The sequence below is a fragment of the Vibrio sp. Vb2880 genome (assembly GCF_033337975.1).
GTDB lineage: Bacteria > Pseudomonadota > Gammaproteobacteria > Enterobacterales > Vibrionaceae > Vibrio > Vibrio alginolyticus.
Genome location: NZ_JAWORT010000023.1, coordinates 15,002 through 33,293 on the forward strand (window position 1 = coordinate 15,002; position 18,292 = coordinate 33,293).

The window sequence follows — 18,292 nt, forward strand, 5'->3', positions numbered from 1 at the left end:
TTGCGACTCTTTTTTATGCTTACCACATTGGTGTTTGATCCTTGCGTTTCACGCCTGGAACGCTACCAAGGAGATTACGATGCCGAGCGCCACTCGTAGATCAAGTCATACTGTTCTCGGACAGGCTCCACAATCATCGGCTGAGTTGGTTGTGTTTCGTCACTTGCTTCTGCCACAACATTTACTGGTACTTCAGGCTGCGCTTCTTTTGGCGTCGCGGCGTCTTTTGCTTCATTACTCTGAACCAATGGCTCTTCTTCTTGAGTTGAAGCTGGGGCATCAACTTCACCTAAAGGATCTTCAAAAACCATTAATTGAGAAATAGAAGAAGCTTCTTTCTCAAAAGCTTGTTGTGATGCCAAAAGGTGGATGTTGAGCGTTAACTCGTCCCCTTGAACACGCTTAATCTCTGTACCCGCAACCGAATTAAGTTGTTTTAGCGCATTCTCTAAACGGAAGAAGTCCGTGGCAGAGGTTACATTAAGGACTTTCACTGCTAGCGCTTTTGAAGACTTTCCTGAAACCACAACTGCACTCTTACTTGCATAGTAGTCTGCGATGCCATCCACCATTTCTGCAATAGCATTAGCACCTGATGCAGACCCGCTACGCGGAGAACGTTGCGCCTCTACAATTCTCGTTGGCGACTGGTCGTAGAGTGTCCAACGAATTTGTTCACCTTGAGCTCGTACAACCAAAACGGCGTCAGCTGGATAGCGCTGGCTAGCTTGACCAATTGGCTCAATAAAGCCGCCCCAAAGATCAGAGACATTAACACCGGTTACATCATCAAAATCCCCAACCGGGATAGTGATTGGTAGGCCTCTTAGTTTCGCTGCGCTACGAAGTGCTGCAACATTTGAAGATTCAGAATGCTCCCACGCAATGTTACGATCGTAACCCTGTTCTTCAACCATCCAAACTAAAATATTGGCACGATTTGGCGACCAAGATGGCAATTGTGCTTGTGTTAAAAGAGAGCTGATTTGGTCGTTGTTAAACAACATTTTTAAGCTCGCTTTTCCATCAACCTGCCCATAGCTCAGTTGAGAAATGTAACGCGCACTTGAGCTAAGTGCCTTTTTAATCACTGGATTGCTTAAAGAGGATTGAGAACCGGTCGCTCGAACAATCACATCCTGCATACCTTGTTGACGAGCCAAAGACTCACCGTCGTTCTGCTCACTGTCGATAACCACTTCGGCACGATAGATATCCACCTGAGTTAATGCATATACTGGTAGGGACAACCAACCTATCAGTAAGAGAGCTAAATAGCGCATAGTTTTTATAATCCTCTGAACAAGAACCCGAATAATAAGCAACTATCAAATCTTGAGCAAGGTAAGTACTGAGTAAATTGTCTGTATTATGACCAGCTTTGTTAACTCGGGCCTCAACCAGCGCTTCAGTGCTATTTTTTATAATAAACTCATTGCTTATTAAGCTATCTCAACAAGTTAGGCTGTCCATTTTTCATCTTCACGCAAGACACGTAAAAGAGGACAATTTGCAAGCAAGCAACTCTCAAAAGTGCTATTTATGGGAAAAATTCAATCGAAAGTTTGATCTATGCAACATTGCAAACGATTGCAGGATGATAGTATTCGCCGGATTTGTCTGCGTATCTTGAAAATAGGGAATTATTATGAAAAACGCGTTACAAGGCGCTCAAATGCTCTTTGTCGCTTTTGGTGCTTTGGTGCTTGTGCCGCTCCTAACTGGCCTTGATCCAAACGTAGCCCTCTTTGGTGCCGGTGTCGGTACTCTCCTCTTCCAGTTAATGACTAAACGTTCTGTTCCCATCTTCCTTGCCTCTTCTTTTGCGTTTATTGCTCCTATTATGTTCGGTATCCAAACTTGGGGTATCGGTGCAACGATGGGCGGCTTGATGGCAGCGGGCTTAGTTTATGTGGCTCTAGGGGCGATGATCAAAGTGCGTGGTGTTGGATTTATCCATAAAATTCTCCCGCCCGTTGTCGTTGGCCCTGTGATCATGGTTATCGGCCTTGGCCTTGCCCCAACGGCAGTGAACATGGCGGTAGGTAAAACTGGTGATGGAGCTGCACAGCTAGTTAATGGTGATGCTGCGATCATTATCTCGGCGGTCTCACTGCTCACAACCATTGTACTCAGCGTTTTTGCAAAAGGCTTTTTGAAGCTCGTTCCTATTGTTGGTGGTATTCTTGCTGGTTACTCTGTTTCTCTATTCTACGGTGTGGTTGATTTCACTCCCGTAGAGCAAGCGGCTTGGCTAGCCATGCCAAACTTCACCGCGCCAGAGTTCAATATCAACGCAATTTTGTTCATGATTCCTGTCGCTATCGCACCTGCGGTTGAGCACGTAGGTGACATGCTTGCTATCTCAAACGTTACAGGAAAAAACTACCTGAAAAAACCAGGCCTTCACCGCACAATCGCAGGTGACGGGGTGGCAACTATCGCAGCTTCGATGGTGGGTGCTCCACCAAACACCACTTACAGTGAAGTAACAGGAGCGGTAATGCTAACCAAAGCATTTAACCCTGTGATCATGACTTGGGCAGCAATCACCGCAATCGTACTTGCATTGGTAGGTAAGCTAGGTGCGGTTCTTCAAACGATTCCAGTTCCTGTTATGGGCGGCATCATGATTCTGCTGTTCGGCTCCATCGCAACGGTAGGCCTCAACACACTGATCAAGAATAACGTTGATTTACATAAGTCTCGTAACCTAGTGATTGTTGCCGTAACACTTGTGTTTGGCATTGGTGGTATGGCTTTCGGTATTGGTGAGTTCAGTCTACAAGGTGTGAGCCTATGCGGTATCGTGGCAATTATTCTTAACCTTGTGCTACCAAACGATTTAGGTGAAAACCACGTTGTGGATAACGCACAAATGGAAGAAGAAAGCGCGAAATAGTTCGTTTGCGCCGCTTTATTAGTTGGCGTGTCTTACTCTTCTCCTCTTGTAGATACAAAAAAGGCTTGGTTTTCACCAAGCCTTTTTCTGTTCAGTCATAGTAATACATCAAAGAATTACTTAGTACCGAAGATCTTATCACCTGCATCGCCTAGACCCGGAACGATGTAGCCTTTGTCATTAAGCTTCTCATCGATTGCCGCAGTGTATAGCTCAACATCTGGGTGTGCTTTTTCTAGCGCTTCAATACCTTCTGGTGCAGCAACAAGTACCAGCACTTTGATTTGGTTACAACCTTTCTCTTTTAGGAGATCGATCGTAGCAATCATAGAACCACCTGTTGCAAGCATTGGGTCAACAACAAGCGCAATACGCTCCTCGATGTTTGAAGCAAGCTTGTTGAAGTAAGGAACTGGCTCAAGCGTTTCTTCATCACGGTAAATACCCACAACACTGATACGTGCGCTTGGCATGTGCTCAAGAACTCCATCCATCATGCCTAGACCTGCACGTAGGATTGGCACTACGGTTACTTTTTTACCTTTAATCTGGTCTACTTCTACCGGACCGTTCCAACCATCAATGGTCACTTTTTCTGTTTCAAAGTCTGACGTTGCTTCGTAAGTAAGTAGGCTACCGACCTCAGTCGCTAACTCACGAAAACGTTTTGTGCTGATGTCACCTTCTCTCATTAGACCAATTTTATGTTTTACTAGAGGGTGCTTTACTTCAACAACTTTCATGTCCATCTCCGGCTATAGTTGGCAATATTTAAACAAACCTTCAGATTATACATGATTTTCACAGGGATATCAGGATAAATCACTAAAGAAAAAAACAGACGCAAACGTTTGCTATCTATGTTTAAGCACTGTTAGAATAGCGCCGTTTTCATATCCAACTTAATACCGAGGACTTCCCTGTGAGTGGTAACAACTCTTCTCTTAGCTATAAAGACGCTGGTGTAGATATTGATGCAGGCAACGCGCTTGTGGATCGTATTAAGGGTGCGGTAAAACGTACTCGTCGCCCTGAAGTTATGGGTGGTATCGGTGGTTTTGGCGCGCTATGCGAATTGCCAACTAAATACAAACAACCTGTACTGGTTTCTGGTACTGATGGCGTTGGCACAAAACTTCGCCTAGCACTGGATATGAACAAGCACGACACGATTGGCATCGACCTAGTGGCAATGTGTGTAAATGATCTTATCGTGCAAGGCGCAGAGCCACTGTTTTTCCTAGATTACTACGCAACAGGCAAACTAGACGTTGATACCGCAGCGGATGTTGTTTCAGGTATCGCAGAAGGGTGTGTTCAAGCAGGTTGTGCCCTAATTGGTGGCGAAACTGCGGAGATGCCTGGCATGTATGAAGGCGAAGACTACGACGTAGCTGGTTTCTGTGTTGGCGTAGTAGAAAAAGAAGACGTGATTGACGGCACGAAAGTCGCTGCTGGTGATGCACTTATCGCTGTTGGTTCAAGCGGCCCACACTCAAACGGTTACTCCCTTATCCGTAAGATCCTAGAAGTATCTGGTGCAGATAAGAGCGAAGAGCTAGCAGGCCGCACTATTGGTGAGCACCTACTAGAACCAACAAAAATTTACATCAAGTCAGCACTTAAGATGATTGAGAAACACGACATCCATGCGATTTCTCATATCACTGGTGGTGGTTTCTGGGAAAACATCCCACGCGTACTGCCTGAAGGCACGAAAGCAGTTATCGATGGTAACAGTTGGGAATGGCCAGTTATCTTCAAGTGGCTACAAGAGAAAGGCAACGTCGACACACACGAAATGTACCGCACATTCAACTGTGGTGTAGGTCTAATCGTCGCACTACCGAAAGACCAGGCAGATGCAGCAGTTGCTCTTCTTAAAGAAGAAGGCGAAAACGCGTGGGTGATTGGTCAAATCGCACAAGCAGACGCGAACGAAGAGCAAGTTGAAATCCAATAATTTGCAAATCGAGCTCAAAAGATAAGAAGAATGAGGACACTAGATGACTAGGTCCTCATTTTGCTATCTAGAACACTAAAAACCATTCTATTAGTAGGTAGTTTAGAAACTACATAACTCCAACCTACAATACCAAGGCGCTCTCGACATCATGAAAAACCATACCCTAAAAAACATTGTGGTCCTCATCTCGGGTAACGGAAGTAACCTGCAAGCTATCTTGGAAGCTTGCGAAGACAGCATGCCAAACGCACGAGTGGCAGCCGTGTTCTCTAACAAAGCAGATGCTTTTGGTTTAGAACGTGCAAAAAAGTTTGATGTGGACGGTCACTTTGTCGACCCTAAAGCATTCAGCTCGCGTGAAAGCTTTGATGCAGAGCTAATGAGTCAAATAGATGAATACCAACCAGACGTGATTATTCTTGCTGGTTACATGCGCATTCTGAGCAGCGCATTTGTTTCTCATTACATGGGTAAGATGATCAATATCCACCCTTCTCTTCTACCAAAATATCCTGGGCTACACACACACCAGAGAGCAATTGATGCTGGCGATAAAGAACATGGTACGAGTGTGCACTTTGTAACGGAAGAGCTTGATGGTGGCCCTGTCATACTGCAAGCAAAAGTTCCTGTGTTCGAAGACGATGATGCTAGTGTACTTGCGGCACGTGTTCAGGCGCAGGAGCACCGAATCTACCCTATGGTGGCTAAGTGGCTGGTAGACGAGCGGTTGATCATGAAGGATGGTAAAGCCTATTTAGATGGCGCAGAGCTTGGCGTACATGGGTACGCCTCAGATGAGTAGCCCTGAATAATAAACTCCAAGCACAAAAGAGCAGCCTGAGGGCTGCTCTTGGTTGTTTTAATACTTATAAACTTGATTCAAGAAAACCATGGTGAGACTAGAAACCTAAAACCCAACATTCTAAAAAATCCCATAACCACTTGAGTAACATAACACTCGGAAAGTAGATTCTGAATCTGGTTCGTTCTTCACCGTTCAGACTGACGAGGTGTTTTATGAGAAATTTCTATCAGTTACGTCTTTACAGCAAGCCTTAGCGAGACTAGGACTCTACTACCAGCACTCTAGAAAGTAAGAATGCTCATCCGTATCCGCCCTCGGTTTAAAACGCATAAAAATAAAGCTCGCGATTAAGCGAGCTTTATTTTTATATTCAGAGTAAGAGACCATCACTCTAACGGTTCGGTTGGCGCTTGATTGCCCGGCTTAGCCGCCGCAAACGGCACATTTACCAGTTCAGAGGCATTATTTTTGACTAGTTCACCTAGGTGAAACAAGCCGTATTCGCCAGGTTTCATACGCTGCCAAGCTTCGTTGCCCGTCAAAGGTTGAGTTGCGATCACAGAAACGATATCGTGTGGCGTTGTTTCTTCTTGGAAGTTAATTTCCACATCTTCATCAAGCAACGCGGCTTTTCCAAACGGTGCGCGTCTTGTGATCCAATACAAATGATTGGTGCAATACGTCATTACATACTCACCATCACTCAGAAGCATGTTAAATACACCCTTCTCTCTTAGCTCATCACAACATTTAGCAACATATAAGAATACCGACTCCATATCCTTTGGTGGCTCAGGATATCGATCTTCCATTTGCTTCAATAACCAGCAAAATGCCAGTTCACTATCTGTTTCACCGACAGGTCGATGTCGACCTGTATGCAAGTCTTGATAGCCAGAGAGCTGACCGTTATGCGCAAACGTCCAATACCTACCCCACAGCTCACGTGTAAAGGGATGAGTATTTTCTAAATTAACACCACCACGATTCGCCTGTCGGATATGACTAACGACCGCACGACTTTTGATGGGATAATTTTGTACCAACTCTGCAATTTTAGACTCACAACTTGGCTTGGGATCTTTGAAGGTTCGAAAGCCCTTCCCTTCGTAGAAGGTGATCCCCCATCCGTCACGGTGTGGGCCGGTTCGACCTCCACGCTGCATGAGCCCAGTAAAACTGAAACAAATATCCGTTGGAACATTAGCGCTCATACCGAGCAATTCACACATGGTTTAAAAAACTCCCTAACAACACAGCTCGAAACGGTGGCCGTAAACGATTATTCCATCTCTTTTTCGATCAACTGAATGATGATATGAATAATCTTAATATGAATTTCCTGAATGCGGTCTGCATAACCAAAGTGTGGCACGCGGATTTCAATATCTGCAAGGCCTGCCATTTTGCCGCCATCTTTACCTGTTAGCGCAATCGTCTTCATGCCTTTCGCTTGTGCTGCTTCAATCGCTTTCAGGATGTTACCTGAGTTACCTGAAGTCGACAGACCAAACAGTACGTCACCTTTTCGACCAACCGCTTCTACATAACGTGAAAACACGAAGTCATAACCAAAGTCATTACTCACACAAGAAAGGTGGCTTGGATCTGAAATAGCAATACCAGCATAGCCAGGACGATTTTCTCGGTAACGGCCTGTTAGCTCTTCGGCAAAGTGCATTGAATCACAGTGAGAACCACCGTTACCACACGACAATACTTTACCATCTTGCTTGAATGAGTCAGCAATCATTTTCGCCGCTGCTTCGATTTGCGCAATGTTATGGTCATCGCTTAAAAATTTGTTGAGCACTTCAGCAGCTTCGTTTAATTCACTTCTAATCAGATCATGGTACATAAGACGTTCTCTTTATTATTTCGGCTTCAGTCAGCTCTTGACTCACTGAGCAAATTGTTCTGATACCAATTTGGTATCGGACATTTCATAAACCGGAACTCGGGTTTGATTACTCTGAGTTTACCCACAAACGAGAATTAGTGTCGATAGTGAACCAACAGATTTAGATTAGTGATGGTAATAAACTTGTCAACTTGCTCATGAAACCATCACTCAAATCTCAACTTTAGAATTTTAACTCTACTTAGATCACTTTTTATTCAATCTTATGTTTTACATTTCCTTAATATTTTGATTACACTTAAACCAACTGGTTAGACCTCTTACCTAACATGCAGACGTACAAAACTTATAAAGTCTGAAAAGGAAAATATATATGGACATCTTGCTCTCAATCATCACGATGGCGATCGTGCTAGGCATTACGCTCTACCACCGCATGTCTCTCGTGAAATCTATTAGCTTACTCACCGCAGCCATGCTGGCTCTTACAGTAGCTGGTACTGTCGGCGTTATTGGTTGGGCGATTTACGTTCTCGCCGCCGCTGTGCTCGCGGTTCCTGGCGTACGTCAGTCTTTAATTAGCCGCAAAGCGTTAGTGCTTTTCAAGAAAGTGCTGCCAGCTATGTCTCAAACCGAAAAAGAAGCGTTAGACGCAGGTACCGTCTGGTGGGAAGCCGAACTATTTAAAGGCAAACCAGAGTGGCAAAAGCTACACGCAATTCAAGCACCTAAGTTAAGTGCGGAAGAACAAGCCTTTTTAGACGGCCCTGTGAATGAAGTGTGCGCCATGGTGAGTGATTTCCAAGTGACCCATGAACTCGCGGACTTACCGCCAGAAGTTTGGCAATACCTGAAAGATCATAAGTTCTTCGCCATGATCATTAAGAAAAAGTACGGTGGTCTTGAGTTCTCAGCATACGCGCAATCTTTGGTACTACAAAAACTAACGGGTGTTTCTGGCGTTCTATCGTCTACCGTTGGTGTTCCTAACTCTTTGGGCCCAGGTGAGCTACTGCAACACTACGGTACTGAAGATCAAAAAAATCATTACTTACCGCGTCTAGCTGAAGGTAAGGAAATCCCTTGTTTCGCCCTAACAAGTCCAGAAGCGGGTTCTGACGCTGGATCTATTCCAGATTACGGTGTGGTCTGTAAAGGCGAATGGGAAGGAAAAGAAGTACTGGGTATGCGCCTGACTTGGAACAAGCGCTACATCACCCTAGCGCCAGTCGCAACCGTACTAGGCTTAGCATTTAAACTTCGCGACCCTGAAGGTTTGCTAGGCGACAAAGAAGATCTTGGCATCACTTGTGCGCTTATCCCAACTGATGTCAAAGGTGTTGAGATTGGTAACCGACACTTCCCACTCAATGTGCCATTCCAAAATGGTCCAACGCGCGGTAAAGACATCTTTGTTCCTATCGATTTCATTATCGGTGGCGAAAAAATGGCGGGCCAAGGTTGGCGTATGCTGGTTGAGTGTCTGTCGGTTGGACGTGGTATCACGCTACCTTCAAACTCAACAGGTGGCATCAAAACTGCGGCAATGGCAACCGGTGCTTACTCACGTATTCGCCGTCAGTTCAAACAGCCTATCGGCCATATGGAAGGGGTTGAAGAACCATTAGCACGCTTGGGTGGTAATGCTTACGTGATGGATGCAGCAAGCAACTTAACCGTTGCGGGTATCGACTTAGGTGAAAAGCCTTCAGTAATCTCAGCTATCGTGAAGTATCACTGTACGCACCGCGGCCAGCAAAGCATCATCGATGCAATGGACATCGTAGGCGGTAAAGGTATCTGTATGGGACCTTCTAACTTCCTAGCTCGTGGTTACCAAGGTGCGCCAATCGCGGTAACGGTTGAAGGTGCTAACATTCTAACACGCTCAATGATCATCTTTGGCCAAGGCGCAATCCGTTGCCATCCGTACGTTCTTGAAGAAATGAACGCGGCGTATTCTGAAGCAAGTAATGCTGTCGAGAAATTTGATAAAGCGCTTGCTGGTCACGTGAGCTTTACAATGAGTAACCTAGTGCGCAGTATCTGGTTTGGTTTGAGCGACGGTCTGGGCTCTTCATCACCAACCAAAGATGCAACCAAGCGTTACTACCAACAATTGAACCGTTACAGTGCAAACCTTGCTCTGCTATCGGATATCTCAATGGCAGTGCTAGGTGGCTCTTTGAAGCGTAAAGAGCGTCTATCAGCACGTCTTGGTGACATTCTAAGCCAGCTATATTTGAGCTCTGCGACGTTGAAACGTTTTGAGCAAGATGGCCGTCCAGTTGAAGATTTGCCATTAGTACATTGGGGCTTGCAAGACAGCTTGAAGCAAACTGAAGTGGCAGTAGATGAATTCTTAGCAAACTTCCCGAACAAAGTAATTGGCCGTGCGCTACGCGTATTAATCATGCCATTTGGTCGCGTACGCAAAGCACCAAGCGATAAACTAGACAGTAAAGTGGCGCGCATTCTACAAACGCCAAGTGCAACGCGCTCACGCATTGGTCGCGGTCAATACCTTGAACCAACCGAGCACAACGCAGCAGGTAAGATTGAACTTGCACTATCAGTCATTCTTCAAGCTGAGCCTGTGTTTGACAAAGTATGTAAAGCGCAGGGTAAGCGTCGCCCATTCTTACGTTTGGATATGATTGCTCAGGAAGGGCTAGAGCAAGGCTTTATCACGCAAGAAGAAGCCGATCTACTCAGAGAAGCGGAACAGCATCGTCTAGATACAATCAACGTTGACGATTTTGAGCCGGAACTGCTTGCCGCAAAGCCGCTATACCCTCAGATGGATAGTGTCGCGTAACTCTAGAATCTGAGACCACAAACGGGAGTATCAGCTCCCGTTTTTTATTGCTTCCAGAATCGGATTCATAACACCTCACACTACAAAGCCCCCCTGCGCAATAAAATCCTCGCACTCCAATCTTTTCCCCGATTTCCAGTGATAACTAACTCACAGACGTTCCAACTAAGCGGTGTATACTTTAAGTAACTCACTCACATATATGGTAAATCCGTTGGCTAAAATATTACTCGCACAGTGGTTCCCAGGGCTTGTTCAGCTTAAGCATTATCAAAAAGAATGGTTTGTTAACGACTTTAGAGCCGCCTTTTCTGTTGTCGCGGTTGCACTGCCAGTTGCCATAGCTTACGCACAATTAACTGGTGTATCCGCAATTGTCGGTCTGTATTCGTGTGTACTGCCAATGTTGGTTTACGCCATGATGGGCACATCTCGACAACTCATTGTCGGACCCGATGCAGCAACCTGTGCAGTGATTGCTGCTGTTGTGACACCACTTGCCGCAGGTGACCCCACAAAACATTGGCAGTTGGTTATGACCATGACAGCGATGACGGGGATTTGGTGTGTACTGGCAAGTCGTTTCAAGCTAGGGGTATTTGCAGATTTCCTTTCTCGTCCGATTCTTTTGGGTCTACTCAACGGTGTTGCTCTCACAATTATCGTTGGTCAGTTTGCGAAAGTAGTCGGTTTGAAATACGAGCAACGTTATTTACTAGAACGTTTATGGGAAGCTCCACAACGATTAACCGATCTTCATTGGCCTACTGTAACTCTGAGTATCGTGACAGTTGTCGTTTATTTGCTCACCAAACGCTACCGACCAACTTGGCCTGCTGCCATGCTGGCGATCCTCGTAACTACTGCGTCAGTTTGGTTTTTCCATTTACAAGAGATGGGCGTATCGGTTGTCGGACTCACTCAAGGTGGCTTCCCTCAGTTTCAAACACCGGAGTTTGAGCTAGGTGAAGTCCGTGAACTAGTGGTCCCGGCGCTCAACCTTGCGATTGTCAGTTTTGTTAGCATGATGCTCACCGCCCGCAGTTTCGCTGCTAAAAACGGTTATGATATTGATGCTAATAAAGAGTTTCAGGCGTTGGGTTTTGCCAACATTGCCTCAGCGTTTTCGCAAGGTTTCGCGATAAGCGGCGCTGACTCACGCACAGCCGTCAATGATGCAAATGGCGGTAAATCTCAATTAGTTTCGATTGTCGCCGCAATCACCATTGCCATTATTGCGGTATTTATTTACGAGCCTTTACAGTTCATCCCTATCGCTTCACTTGGTGTTGTATTGATCATTGCGTCCCTATCGCTGCTCGATCTTAAAGCAATTTGGAAATTAAAATCTCGTGACAAAGATGCATTTTATCTGGCCATCATTACTTTTATTTCTGTGTTGATCGTGGGTGTAATACCGGGGATCACTTTGGCGGTACTGTTAGGGCTGTTTCAATTTTTACGGATTGTCATGCGACCGAGTGATCAGCTACTTGGCTTGGATGAAAAAGGTACCATTCGGACCATCGACGACTCAGGAAAAGCTTCGCCTATTCCTGGAATGGTGATTTACCGCTTTAACTCACCGCTAACTTACTTCAATGCTCCTTACTTTAAACGTAGAGTGTTAGAGCAGGCAGAGCATCACAAAGACGCAAGTTGCGTTGTCATCGACGCCGTATCGAGCTTTACTCACTTGGATCTCAGTGTGATGGCAACACTGGCAGATATTCACAATACTTTGAAAAAGAGAGGCGTACGCTTAATCCTCGCAGGAAGGAAACGACGTCTTCGTCAATGGTGTGAGCTTACTGGTATCAGCACCAGTGAAGGAGGCATCTTACTGCGAGCTGATATGTACCTTGCCATTAAACTTAGTGGCTGTTACATCAGTGCTGTGGGTGAGGGACAAATTCCTACTGTTCAAAAAGAGCCTGATTTAGAGCAGCCACCCAAACCAATTCCAGAAGTGGCTTAAATACAAATTTAATATAGAAAACAGGAAATTAAACTCCTGTTTTCTAGTGCTTATCTTCACAGCTGAATACGTGTTACGCCTTTGGCTTAAACTTTTTTGTCATCCCTTGGCTTTTAGGAGCCACCAGCCTATAACCAAGCTTTTCGTAAAAGACCGGTTCATCAGCAATCATAGAAACGTAAGAGCCTTCAAGTGCAACAGAAGAAAGATAACCGTCGATGTATTCCATGACTTTTCTACCTAAACCGTTGCCTTGATAATCAGAATCAACGGCAACGTCGACAATTTCGAAGTTACACGCCCCGTCACCAACAACCCGACCCATTGCAATGAGCTTTCCTTCATCCCGAACAGATACGCCATATAACGAATTGGGTAGACCAATTTCAGCAGCTTTCAACGATTTGGGTGATAGCCCGGCTTTGACACGCATATCACAGTATTCTTTCGGGCTTGGCACATGCTCTTCATATCTTATTGTCATTATGTACTACTCCTTTGTATCACCTTGGAGCTTACATAACTAAACTGTATGAATAAACAGTTAAACGTTGGAAAGATGTTCCCATTAAGCACACAAAGTATCAGGTCTAGAAAAGAAGCCACCGACAACTCTGACGCCATAATAGATATAAGTTGCTCTGAAGCTAGACATTCCTTTTTCTAAACATGTTTCTCTCAACAACGTATCCGCATGCTTTCGAGCACTTTGTGGCAACACCTCTTCCCTCATGAGTTGGTAAAGAGCATCATGCACTAAAGAAGCTTTCATAATGTTTTTTGTGTCTAACGCTGGCCCACTCGCTCCATCCCATGCATAGCCCTTTTTAATCGTTAACACGCCTTGTTTGGACAAACTAAGAAAAGGGCTGTCATACGCGTTACTCACTGAAATGTGAGTCTCAATCTTTTCTTCAGAATGGAGAGTGTATTTATACTTCTGACGCTTTTTGTATTTCATCAGAGACCTCGCGTTTACTTATTCTTATTTATCACGCACAGCTGAATATTTATCCAGAAACCCTACAAGATCGGCTCTTGTTATTATGGCGTACTACCTATTACAAAGCCCAAATCAATATAAATAGAACTCCATGCAATCAATAAAGCCAGAACCCCTGACTTTATTGATCAAAATTCAACCAGCAATCCTTATTCTGAAGGAAGTCTACTCAATTTTTTATGGATATCTTCTACAAAATTGGCTTGTTCACTTGGAGAAACCTCTAGAACATAATGAAAAAACGGACTTGTATGCTCAGTAATTTTATACTCTTCACTTAACAGCTTAATTACTTGTTCATGATTAAATCGTGCGGAGACTAAGCCACTCTCGGTTTCTTGAGTTATAACTATATAGTGAGCGGTTGGAAAAACCGTAAACCTTCCTTCGACAGGAAACCAGGGAGCAAAAGAAATAATCTCGTCATCAATTATGTATGCTTGAGGTTTACTGACATAAGTGTAAGGGTACTTTTCATCTAAATAGGGTCTTGCTGTATCAAACAAGCCATCATAATAAGTTGGTATTTCTACTTTTTGGATTTTACTTAAGGGATCAAAAGTGAAGGTATCAAGTGATTTTAAATTATTACTTCCCGCACCTGGATTATTAATACCATTATCAATAGAAGAGCAACCTACAATTATCACTGCACAAAAAAAAGCTAAAATTTTATTCATTATTTCTTTATCTTTAATTGATTATTTTGAAAGTTAGTCACATTAAAAATGCAACCAATTTAGAAAGTAAAAATGATATATTATTTATATAAAATCCCAAACATATATTTGAGTACAGTAAACTTAAATATTCATAATTTATCCATTTTTCTTCTTCCAATTTGGTAACTTGAAAAAAAACGGAGCCGATTGGCTCCGTTTCTCGCTTTATGTGTGTGTTACTACTATTTCTTTGGTACTTCTAATTGCATCTCTGGCATGGCATCGCGCTTCGCTTTAATTTTGCGCCAGACTATCCATGCAATGATCACAATCAGCAGCATTATCACGTTACCCACCGCGATAATAATCATGCTGCGCTTACGCTCAGCCTCCCGCTCAGCGATAATTTGCTTTTCCATTTCAATACGGCGCTGCTCGGCTAATTCAGCTTCTTTTGCAATTCGAGCAGCTTCTAGATCAACTTCATCAACAACACTGAAGGTTTGCTCTGGAATAGGAAACACCAACGGACGCTGGGTTGCAAAATCAGTGGCAAAGATCTCGCCGCGCCATGCGTACTTACCAAGCTCAGCATCGTTATTGAGGTTCAACGTAACTCTCATTCCATCTTTAGAGACCTGTCCTTGGCGGTAACTAATGAAACCATCGGGAGCGTCCTTTTTCACTGTGACTGCAATAGAGCCTGGTGCAATCATACCTTGCTCGCCACTCACCACTAATTGGTGTGGCTTATCGGGATTACGAGCCTGAATAAAAGTACGAGAGATTGGGTTCGGATAAACCAAGATGACTTGTTCTTGCGCTCGTAAGAATACGCCATTGCCAGACGTGATGCGCGCGCGGTACTTACCAGGCTCAACGTCTATTGGGAGCTGAACCGTAAACACACCATCCCCTGCTTTTTCATCCAAGCCTCGGCCGTCATCAGAAAACTCACCCACAACCATCGGCACTGGACGTGCTTCTTTGATCAGCTCATCTTCATTTTCGACAAACTTGGTAAATGTCACGCGCAGATTCACGCGATCAAGGAAGTCGCGCAATACAAGAGGTTTGCCGTCGGAGGTCAGGCGAGCTGTAAACTTAAGCGCTTCCCCATTATATAATCGGTTTGGGAACAGATCCGTACTGAGCTTTAGGTGAGAAATTAAGCGGATGTTATTTTTAGGCGTAACTTTCCCCACAGCCTGCCATGGACCTGGCATCGGGCTATCAACGGAAACTATATCGAGTGAGGCTTCTTGATACCAACGTACATTGTCGTAAGAGCCCCAGGCATAGTATTTTTTACCGTCAGGACGGACTAAAACAACTGGCTGAGAACTTTGCTCACGATAAACCAAAAACGTGATCTGCTCGATGGTTGGATCAACTCGAAAGCGATTGTCTAACAAAGACATTGTAGATTCACTCGCAGCACTCGAGAGACTACTCCATATCGCTAAAAACGCGACCAACAAAGCCCTCAACATAGCTTCTCCTATTGATGCCAAATACAGTCGTTCACCAACTCTAATCTTTTTTGGTGAGCTTCTAGTTCATCGGCACTTGCGCGCAAAACCTTTAGCGCTTTTCTTCCTTCAATACGACGAATGGTTTCTACTCCACCCTCTTGTTTATTCGCGTTAAATTCTAGACTCGTTTGACCACCCGTCATAAAGAGGTAAACGTCGGCTAGAATCTCCGCATCGAGCAAAGCTCCGTGGAGAGTACGGTGCGAGTTATCAATACCGTAACGTTCACATAAGATATCAAGGTTGTTTCGCTTACCAGGGAAGATTTTCTTCGCCATAGCAAGGGTGTCGGTCACCTTGCAGTAGTCGTCCGTTTTGCCGATGTTAGGATCGAGCATGCCAAACTCGTAATCCATAAAGCCGGTATCGAAGGGCGCGTTGTGGGCAACAAGTTCTGCGCCTTTAATAAACTCAAGAAACTCTTGGTGCACGCTCGCGTATTCCGGTTTATCAACCAAGAATTCATCCGTAATACCGTGAACTTCAACCGCTTCTGGTTGGATTTCACGATCGGGTTTTAAATAAACGTGGAAGTGACGACCAGTCAGCTTACGGTTGATGATCTCCACGGCACCGATTTCAATAATGCGGTGTCCCATGTAGTGAGGACCACCCTCGCGGTTCATACCTGTGGTTTCGGTATCGAGAACGACAATGCGGTTATATTCAGAATTGCTGCTGGTATTCATAAGGTTATGTATGTCAGACTATGCTTTATTAAATGTTTCGGCTAATAGTACCAAAAAATATGACCAAACACGTTGAGATTTTCACTGACGGTTCTTGTTTAGGTAACCCAGGACCAGGTGGTTACGGCATAGTATTGCGTTACAAAGACGTAGAAAAGACACTTTCCAAAGGCTATACGTTAACTACCAACAACCGCATGGAAATGTTGGCAGCTGTCGTCGCGCTACAGACGTTAAAACAACCTTGTAAAGTCACTTTAACGACTGACAGCCAATATGTGCGCCAAGGTATTACTCAGTGGATCCATAACTGGAAGAAGCGTGGTTGGAAAACAGCGGATAAAAAACCCGTGAAGAATGCCGATTTATGGCAAGCTCTAGACAAAGAAACCGCACGCCATCAAGTTGAATGGCATTGGGTAAAAGGCCACGCAGGCCATCGTGAGAACGAAATGTGTGATGAGCTAGCCCGTACTGCTGCAGAAAACCCAACTGAGGAAGATACAGGTTACCAACCCTCTTAGCGAGATTCTTTCCTCATAGTGTTACCCTCTCGATTCATCACCCCAAGTGGTGTGAGCTTTTTCTTCAAGCGCCAATGCGGTTTGATAGGCTTGAGAGGGTATGTCCGTTTCCGCGCGACTATGTAATACAAACTCCCAGCGGGTGATGCCCAATCACCAAGACTATTTTCCAACCATGTCCACATCGTACGGTAACGTTTCATCGGAAACAGCGCATAACGATCACAATGAATCACTTGATAATTAAGTAACCCTAACCAATCTTTGATGCGGTTCGACGTAAACATTCGTCCACTCCAAGGCAAATTATGTTTACGCCATGGAAGCAAACTCGCTAATCCAGTCAAGCTTAATGGGTTGAATCCAGTAATAATTACATAGCCATCATCCATCATCACTCTATCGACTTCACGCAACAAACGGTGTGGATCGCTTGCATAGTCGAGCTGATGAGCGAGTATCACAACATCAAAGCTTTTTTCCAAAAAGGGTAATTCGTAACCATCTGCAATCACATTATGCAACGGGTTCTGGATATCTACGTTGACTTGGTGTTGAATGTTACAATTACAGCTGGTTAGCTCACAGCTCAACCCGCCCAGTTTGAGCATATGGTAGCCGAAGAGTTTCGGGCACCATTCATCAAGTCGGGTCTGGATTGACTCAAGCACCCACGGACCGTTGTTCATTGCTGACCAAGTCGACGGGTGTGGTATAGTTTTGTTGCTGAGTGCTGGTTTCATTAACCACCTGACTAAAATGGGTGACGGAGAACGAATCGTGTTAGAGATCAAAAGCATACCCGCATTTAATGATAATTACATCTGGCTGATACAAAATAGCGATAAGCGCTGCGCAGTCGTTGATCCGGGCGATGCGAAGCCAGTATTAGAATTTCTGCAGGCTAACGAATTAACTTTAGAAGCGATTTTAATTACGCACCACCACAACGATCACATTGGTGGCGTTCCAGACTTAGTGCGTGCATTTCCTGACGTCGCCGTTGTGGGCCCAAAATCAGAGCCAATTCCAACCCTAACGACACCAATGGAAGAAGGCGACAAGCTGGAGTTGTTTGGTGAGATTTTCTTAGTACTTGGGTTACCCGGCCATACTTTGGGCCATATCGGTTACGTTGGGGACGGAAAACTGTTTTGCGGTGATGTGCTCTTTTCTGCTGGCTGCGGTCGTATTTTTGAAGGTACGCCTGAGCAAATGTTTGAATCACTGAGCAAACTAACGTCTCTACCAGAAGAAACTCAAGTCTTCTGCGCGCATGAATACACGGCGAGTAACGTGGCGTTTGCTCTAGCGGTTGAACCTGACAATGAGCAACTTCGCCAATATCGCGACGATGTAAACCGACTGCGAGCACTCAACATTCCGACACTTCCAACAACAATACGCAAAGAAAAGTGGATTAATCCGTTCTTGCGAACCTCTAACCCTGACGTGGTTCAATCTGTTGCTAGTCGCATTAAAAATAGCGATCCATGCTCAGTTTTTACTGCTTTACGCGAGTGGAAGAACGAATTTTAACCATTTT

Annotated in this window: 17 protein-coding genes; 7 read left to right on the plus strand and 10 right to left on the minus strand. The window is 44.7% G+C overall.

Annotated elements, in window-relative coordinates:
* Positions 1–74: 74 nt before the first annotated feature.
* Positions 75–1,283, minus strand: a complete 1,209-nt coding sequence (locus R7M92_RS20040; protein WP_033907510.1) for a DUF2066 domain-containing protein — start codon at positions 1,281–1,283, stop codon at positions 75–77.
* A 365-nt stretch (positions 1,284–1,648) separates the two neighbouring features.
* On the opposite strand from R7M92_RS20040, the gene R7M92_RS20045 reads away from it, so the two are divergent.
* Positions 1,649–2,902, plus strand: a complete 1,254-nt coding sequence (locus tag R7M92_RS20045) for a uracil-xanthine permease family protein (protein WP_005389855.1) — start codon at positions 1,649–1,651, stop codon at positions 2,900–2,902.
* Between the two features lie 116 nt (positions 2,903–3,018).
* Here R7M92_RS20045 and upp read toward each other — a convergent pair whose 3' ends face one another.
* Positions 3,019–3,645, minus strand: a complete 627-nt coding sequence (upp, locus tag R7M92_RS20050; protein ID WP_005380401.1) for a uracil phosphoribosyltransferase — start codon at positions 3,643–3,645, stop codon at positions 3,019–3,021.
* A gap of 179 nt (positions 3,646–3,824) precedes the next feature.
* On the opposite strand from upp, the gene purM reads away from it, so the two are divergent.
* Both purM and purN read left to right on the plus strand, forming a co-directional pair.
* A complete protein-coding gene (purM, locus tag R7M92_RS20055; protein WP_005389861.1) occupies positions 3,825–4,865 on the plus strand; it encodes a phosphoribosylformylglycinamidine cyclo-ligase in 1,041 nt (346 codons plus the stop codon).
* Positions 4,866–5,016: 151 nt separating this feature from the next.
* Positions 5,017–5,673, plus strand: coding sequence for a phosphoribosylglycinamide formyltransferase (purN, locus tag R7M92_RS20060; protein ID WP_005394347.1), 657 nt, complete (start codon positions 5,017–5,019; stop codon positions 5,671–5,673).
* Between the two features lie 389 nt (positions 5,674–6,062).
* On the opposite strand, the gene R7M92_RS20065 is transcribed toward purN, so the two are convergent.
* Together R7M92_RS20065 and lpcA are read right to left on the minus strand one after the other, a co-directional pair.
* The gene (locus R7M92_RS20065) at positions 6,063–6,908 is read right to left on the minus strand and encodes a class II glutamine amidotransferase (RefSeq protein ID WP_005380394.1); all 846 of its coding nucleotides are present in this window, start codon (positions 6,906–6,908) and stop codon (positions 6,063–6,065) included.
* 50 nt (positions 6,909–6,958) lie between these two features.
* Positions 6,959–7,534 (minus strand): D-sedoheptulose 7-phosphate isomerase, encoded by a 576-nt coding sequence (gene lpcA, locus R7M92_RS20070; RefSeq protein WP_005380392.1) that lies wholly within the window; start codon positions 7,532–7,534, stop codon positions 6,959–6,961.
* 376 nt (positions 7,535–7,910) lie between these two features.
* On the opposite strand from lpcA, the gene fadE reads away from it, so the two are divergent.
* A complete protein-coding gene (fadE, locus tag R7M92_RS20075; RefSeq protein WP_054574853.1) occupies positions 7,911–10,355 on the plus strand; it encodes an acyl-CoA dehydrogenase FadE in 2,445 nt (814 codons plus the stop codon).
* A 202-nt stretch (positions 10,356–10,557) separates the two neighbouring features.
* Positions 10,558–12,333: a SulP family inorganic anion transporter gene (locus R7M92_RS20080; protein ID WP_005380390.1), complete on the plus strand. Its 1,776-nt coding sequence runs from the start codon at positions 10,558–10,560 to the stop codon at positions 12,331–12,333.
* Between the two features lie 73 nt (positions 12,334–12,406).
* Here the strand turns inward: R7M92_RS20080 and R7M92_RS20085 are convergent, their stop codons facing one another.
* The 5 genes from R7M92_RS20085 to dnaQ form a co-directional block, all read right to left on the minus strand.
* Positions 12,407–12,817, minus strand: a complete 411-nt coding sequence (locus R7M92_RS20085) for a GNAT family N-acetyltransferase (RefSeq protein ID WP_017633770.1) — start codon at positions 12,815–12,817, stop codon at positions 12,407–12,409.
* Positions 12,818–12,901: 84 nt separating this feature from the next.
* Positions 12,902–13,294, minus strand: coding sequence for a DUF1353 domain-containing protein (locus R7M92_RS20090; protein WP_017633769.1), 393 nt, complete (start codon positions 13,292–13,294; stop codon positions 12,902–12,904).
* Between the two features lie 191 nt (positions 13,295–13,485).
* Entirely contained in the window at positions 13,486–14,016 is a 531-nt protein-coding gene (locus tag R7M92_RS20095) for a hypothetical protein (RefSeq protein WP_130545969.1), read from the minus strand.
* A 224-nt stretch (positions 14,017–14,240) separates the two neighbouring features.
* Positions 14,241–15,491: a TIGR03503 family protein gene (locus tag R7M92_RS20100; protein WP_318134097.1), complete on the minus strand. Its 1,251-nt coding sequence runs from the start codon at positions 15,489–15,491 to the stop codon at positions 14,241–14,243.
* A gap of 8 nt (positions 15,492–15,499) precedes the next feature.
* Positions 15,500–16,222 (minus strand): DNA polymerase III subunit epsilon, encoded by a 723-nt coding sequence (gene dnaQ / locus R7M92_RS20105; protein WP_005380385.1) that lies wholly within the window; start codon positions 16,220–16,222, stop codon positions 15,500–15,502.
* 59 nt (positions 16,223–16,281) lie between these two features.
* On the opposite strand from dnaQ, the gene rnhA reads away from it, so the two are divergent.
* Complete coding sequence (rnhA, locus tag R7M92_RS20110; protein ID WP_005380384.1) at positions 16,282–16,746, plus strand: ribonuclease HI; 465 nt, start codon at positions 16,282–16,284, stop codon at positions 16,744–16,746.
* Here the strand turns inward: rnhA and R7M92_RS20115 are convergent.
* Complete coding sequence (locus R7M92_RS20115; RefSeq protein WP_017636046.1) at positions 16,743–17,489, minus strand: class I SAM-dependent methyltransferase; 747 nt, start codon at positions 17,487–17,489, stop codon at positions 16,743–16,745. The two genes, rnhA and R7M92_RS20115, sit on opposite strands and share 4 nt — an antisense overlap.
* 37 nt (positions 17,490–17,526) lie before the next feature.
* Between R7M92_RS20115 and gloB the strand changes: the two genes are divergently transcribed.
* Positions 17,527–18,285: a hydroxyacylglutathione hydrolase gene (gene gloB / locus R7M92_RS20120; RefSeq protein WP_017636045.1), complete on the plus strand. Its 759-nt coding sequence runs from the start codon at positions 17,527–17,529 to the stop codon at positions 18,283–18,285.
* The last annotated feature ends 7 nt before the right edge of the window (positions 18,286–18,292 follow it).

Excerpts from the sequence above, each read along its gene's own strand:
- R7M92_RS20040 (WP_033907510.1), bottom strand. The coding sequence starts at position 1,283 with ATGCGCTATTTAGCTCTCTTACTGATAGGTTGGTTGTCCCTACCAGTA.
- R7M92_RS20045 (WP_005389855.1), top strand. The coding sequence starts at position 1,649 with ATGAAAAACGCGTTACAAGGCGCTCAAATGCTCTTTGTCGCTTTTGGT.
- upp (WP_005380401.1), bottom strand. The coding sequence starts at position 3,645 with ATGAAAGTTGTTGAAGTAAAGCACCCTCTAGTAAAACATAAAATTGGT.
- purN (WP_005394347.1), top strand. The coding sequence starts at position 5,017 with ATGAAAAACCATACCCTAAAAAACATTGTGGTCCTCATCTCGGGTAAC.
- R7M92_RS20065 (WP_005380394.1), bottom strand. The coding sequence starts at position 6,908 with ATGTGTGAATTGCTCGGTATGAGCGCTAATGTTCCAACGGATATTTGT.
- lpcA (WP_005380392.1), bottom strand. The coding sequence starts at position 7,534 with ATGTACCATGATCTGATTAGAAGTGAATTAAACGAAGCTGCTGAAGTG.
- fadE (WP_054574853.1), top strand. The coding sequence starts at position 7,911 with ATGGACATCTTGCTCTCAATCATCACGATGGCGATCGTGCTAGGCATT.
- R7M92_RS20080 (WP_005380390.1), top strand. The coding sequence starts at position 10,558 with ATGGTAAATCCGTTGGCTAAAATATTACTCGCACAGTGGTTCCCAGGG.
- R7M92_RS20085 (WP_017633770.1), bottom strand. The coding sequence starts at position 12,817 with ATGACAATAAGATATGAAGAGCATGTGCCAAGCCCGAAAGAATACTGT.
- R7M92_RS20090 (WP_017633769.1), bottom strand. The coding sequence starts at position 13,294 with ATGAAATACAAAAAGCGTCAGAAGTATAAATACACTCTCCATTCTGAA.
- R7M92_RS20095 (WP_130545969.1), bottom strand. The coding sequence starts at position 14,016 with ATGAATAAAATTTTAGCTTTTTTTTGTGCAGTGATAATTGTAGGTTGC.
- R7M92_RS20100 (WP_318134097.1), bottom strand. The coding sequence starts at position 15,491 with ATGTTGAGGGCTTTGTTGGTCGCGTTTTTAGCGATATGGAGTAGTCTC.
- dnaQ (WP_005380385.1), bottom strand. The coding sequence starts at position 16,222 with ATGAATACCAGCAGCAATTCTGAATATAACCGCATTGTCGTTCTCGAT.
- rnhA (WP_005380384.1), top strand. The coding sequence starts at position 16,282 with ATGACCAAACACGTTGAGATTTTCACTGACGGTTCTTGTTTAGGTAAC.
- R7M92_RS20115 (WP_017636046.1), bottom strand. The coding sequence starts at position 17,489 with ATGAAACCAGCACTCAGCAACAAAACTATACCACACCCGTCGACTTGG.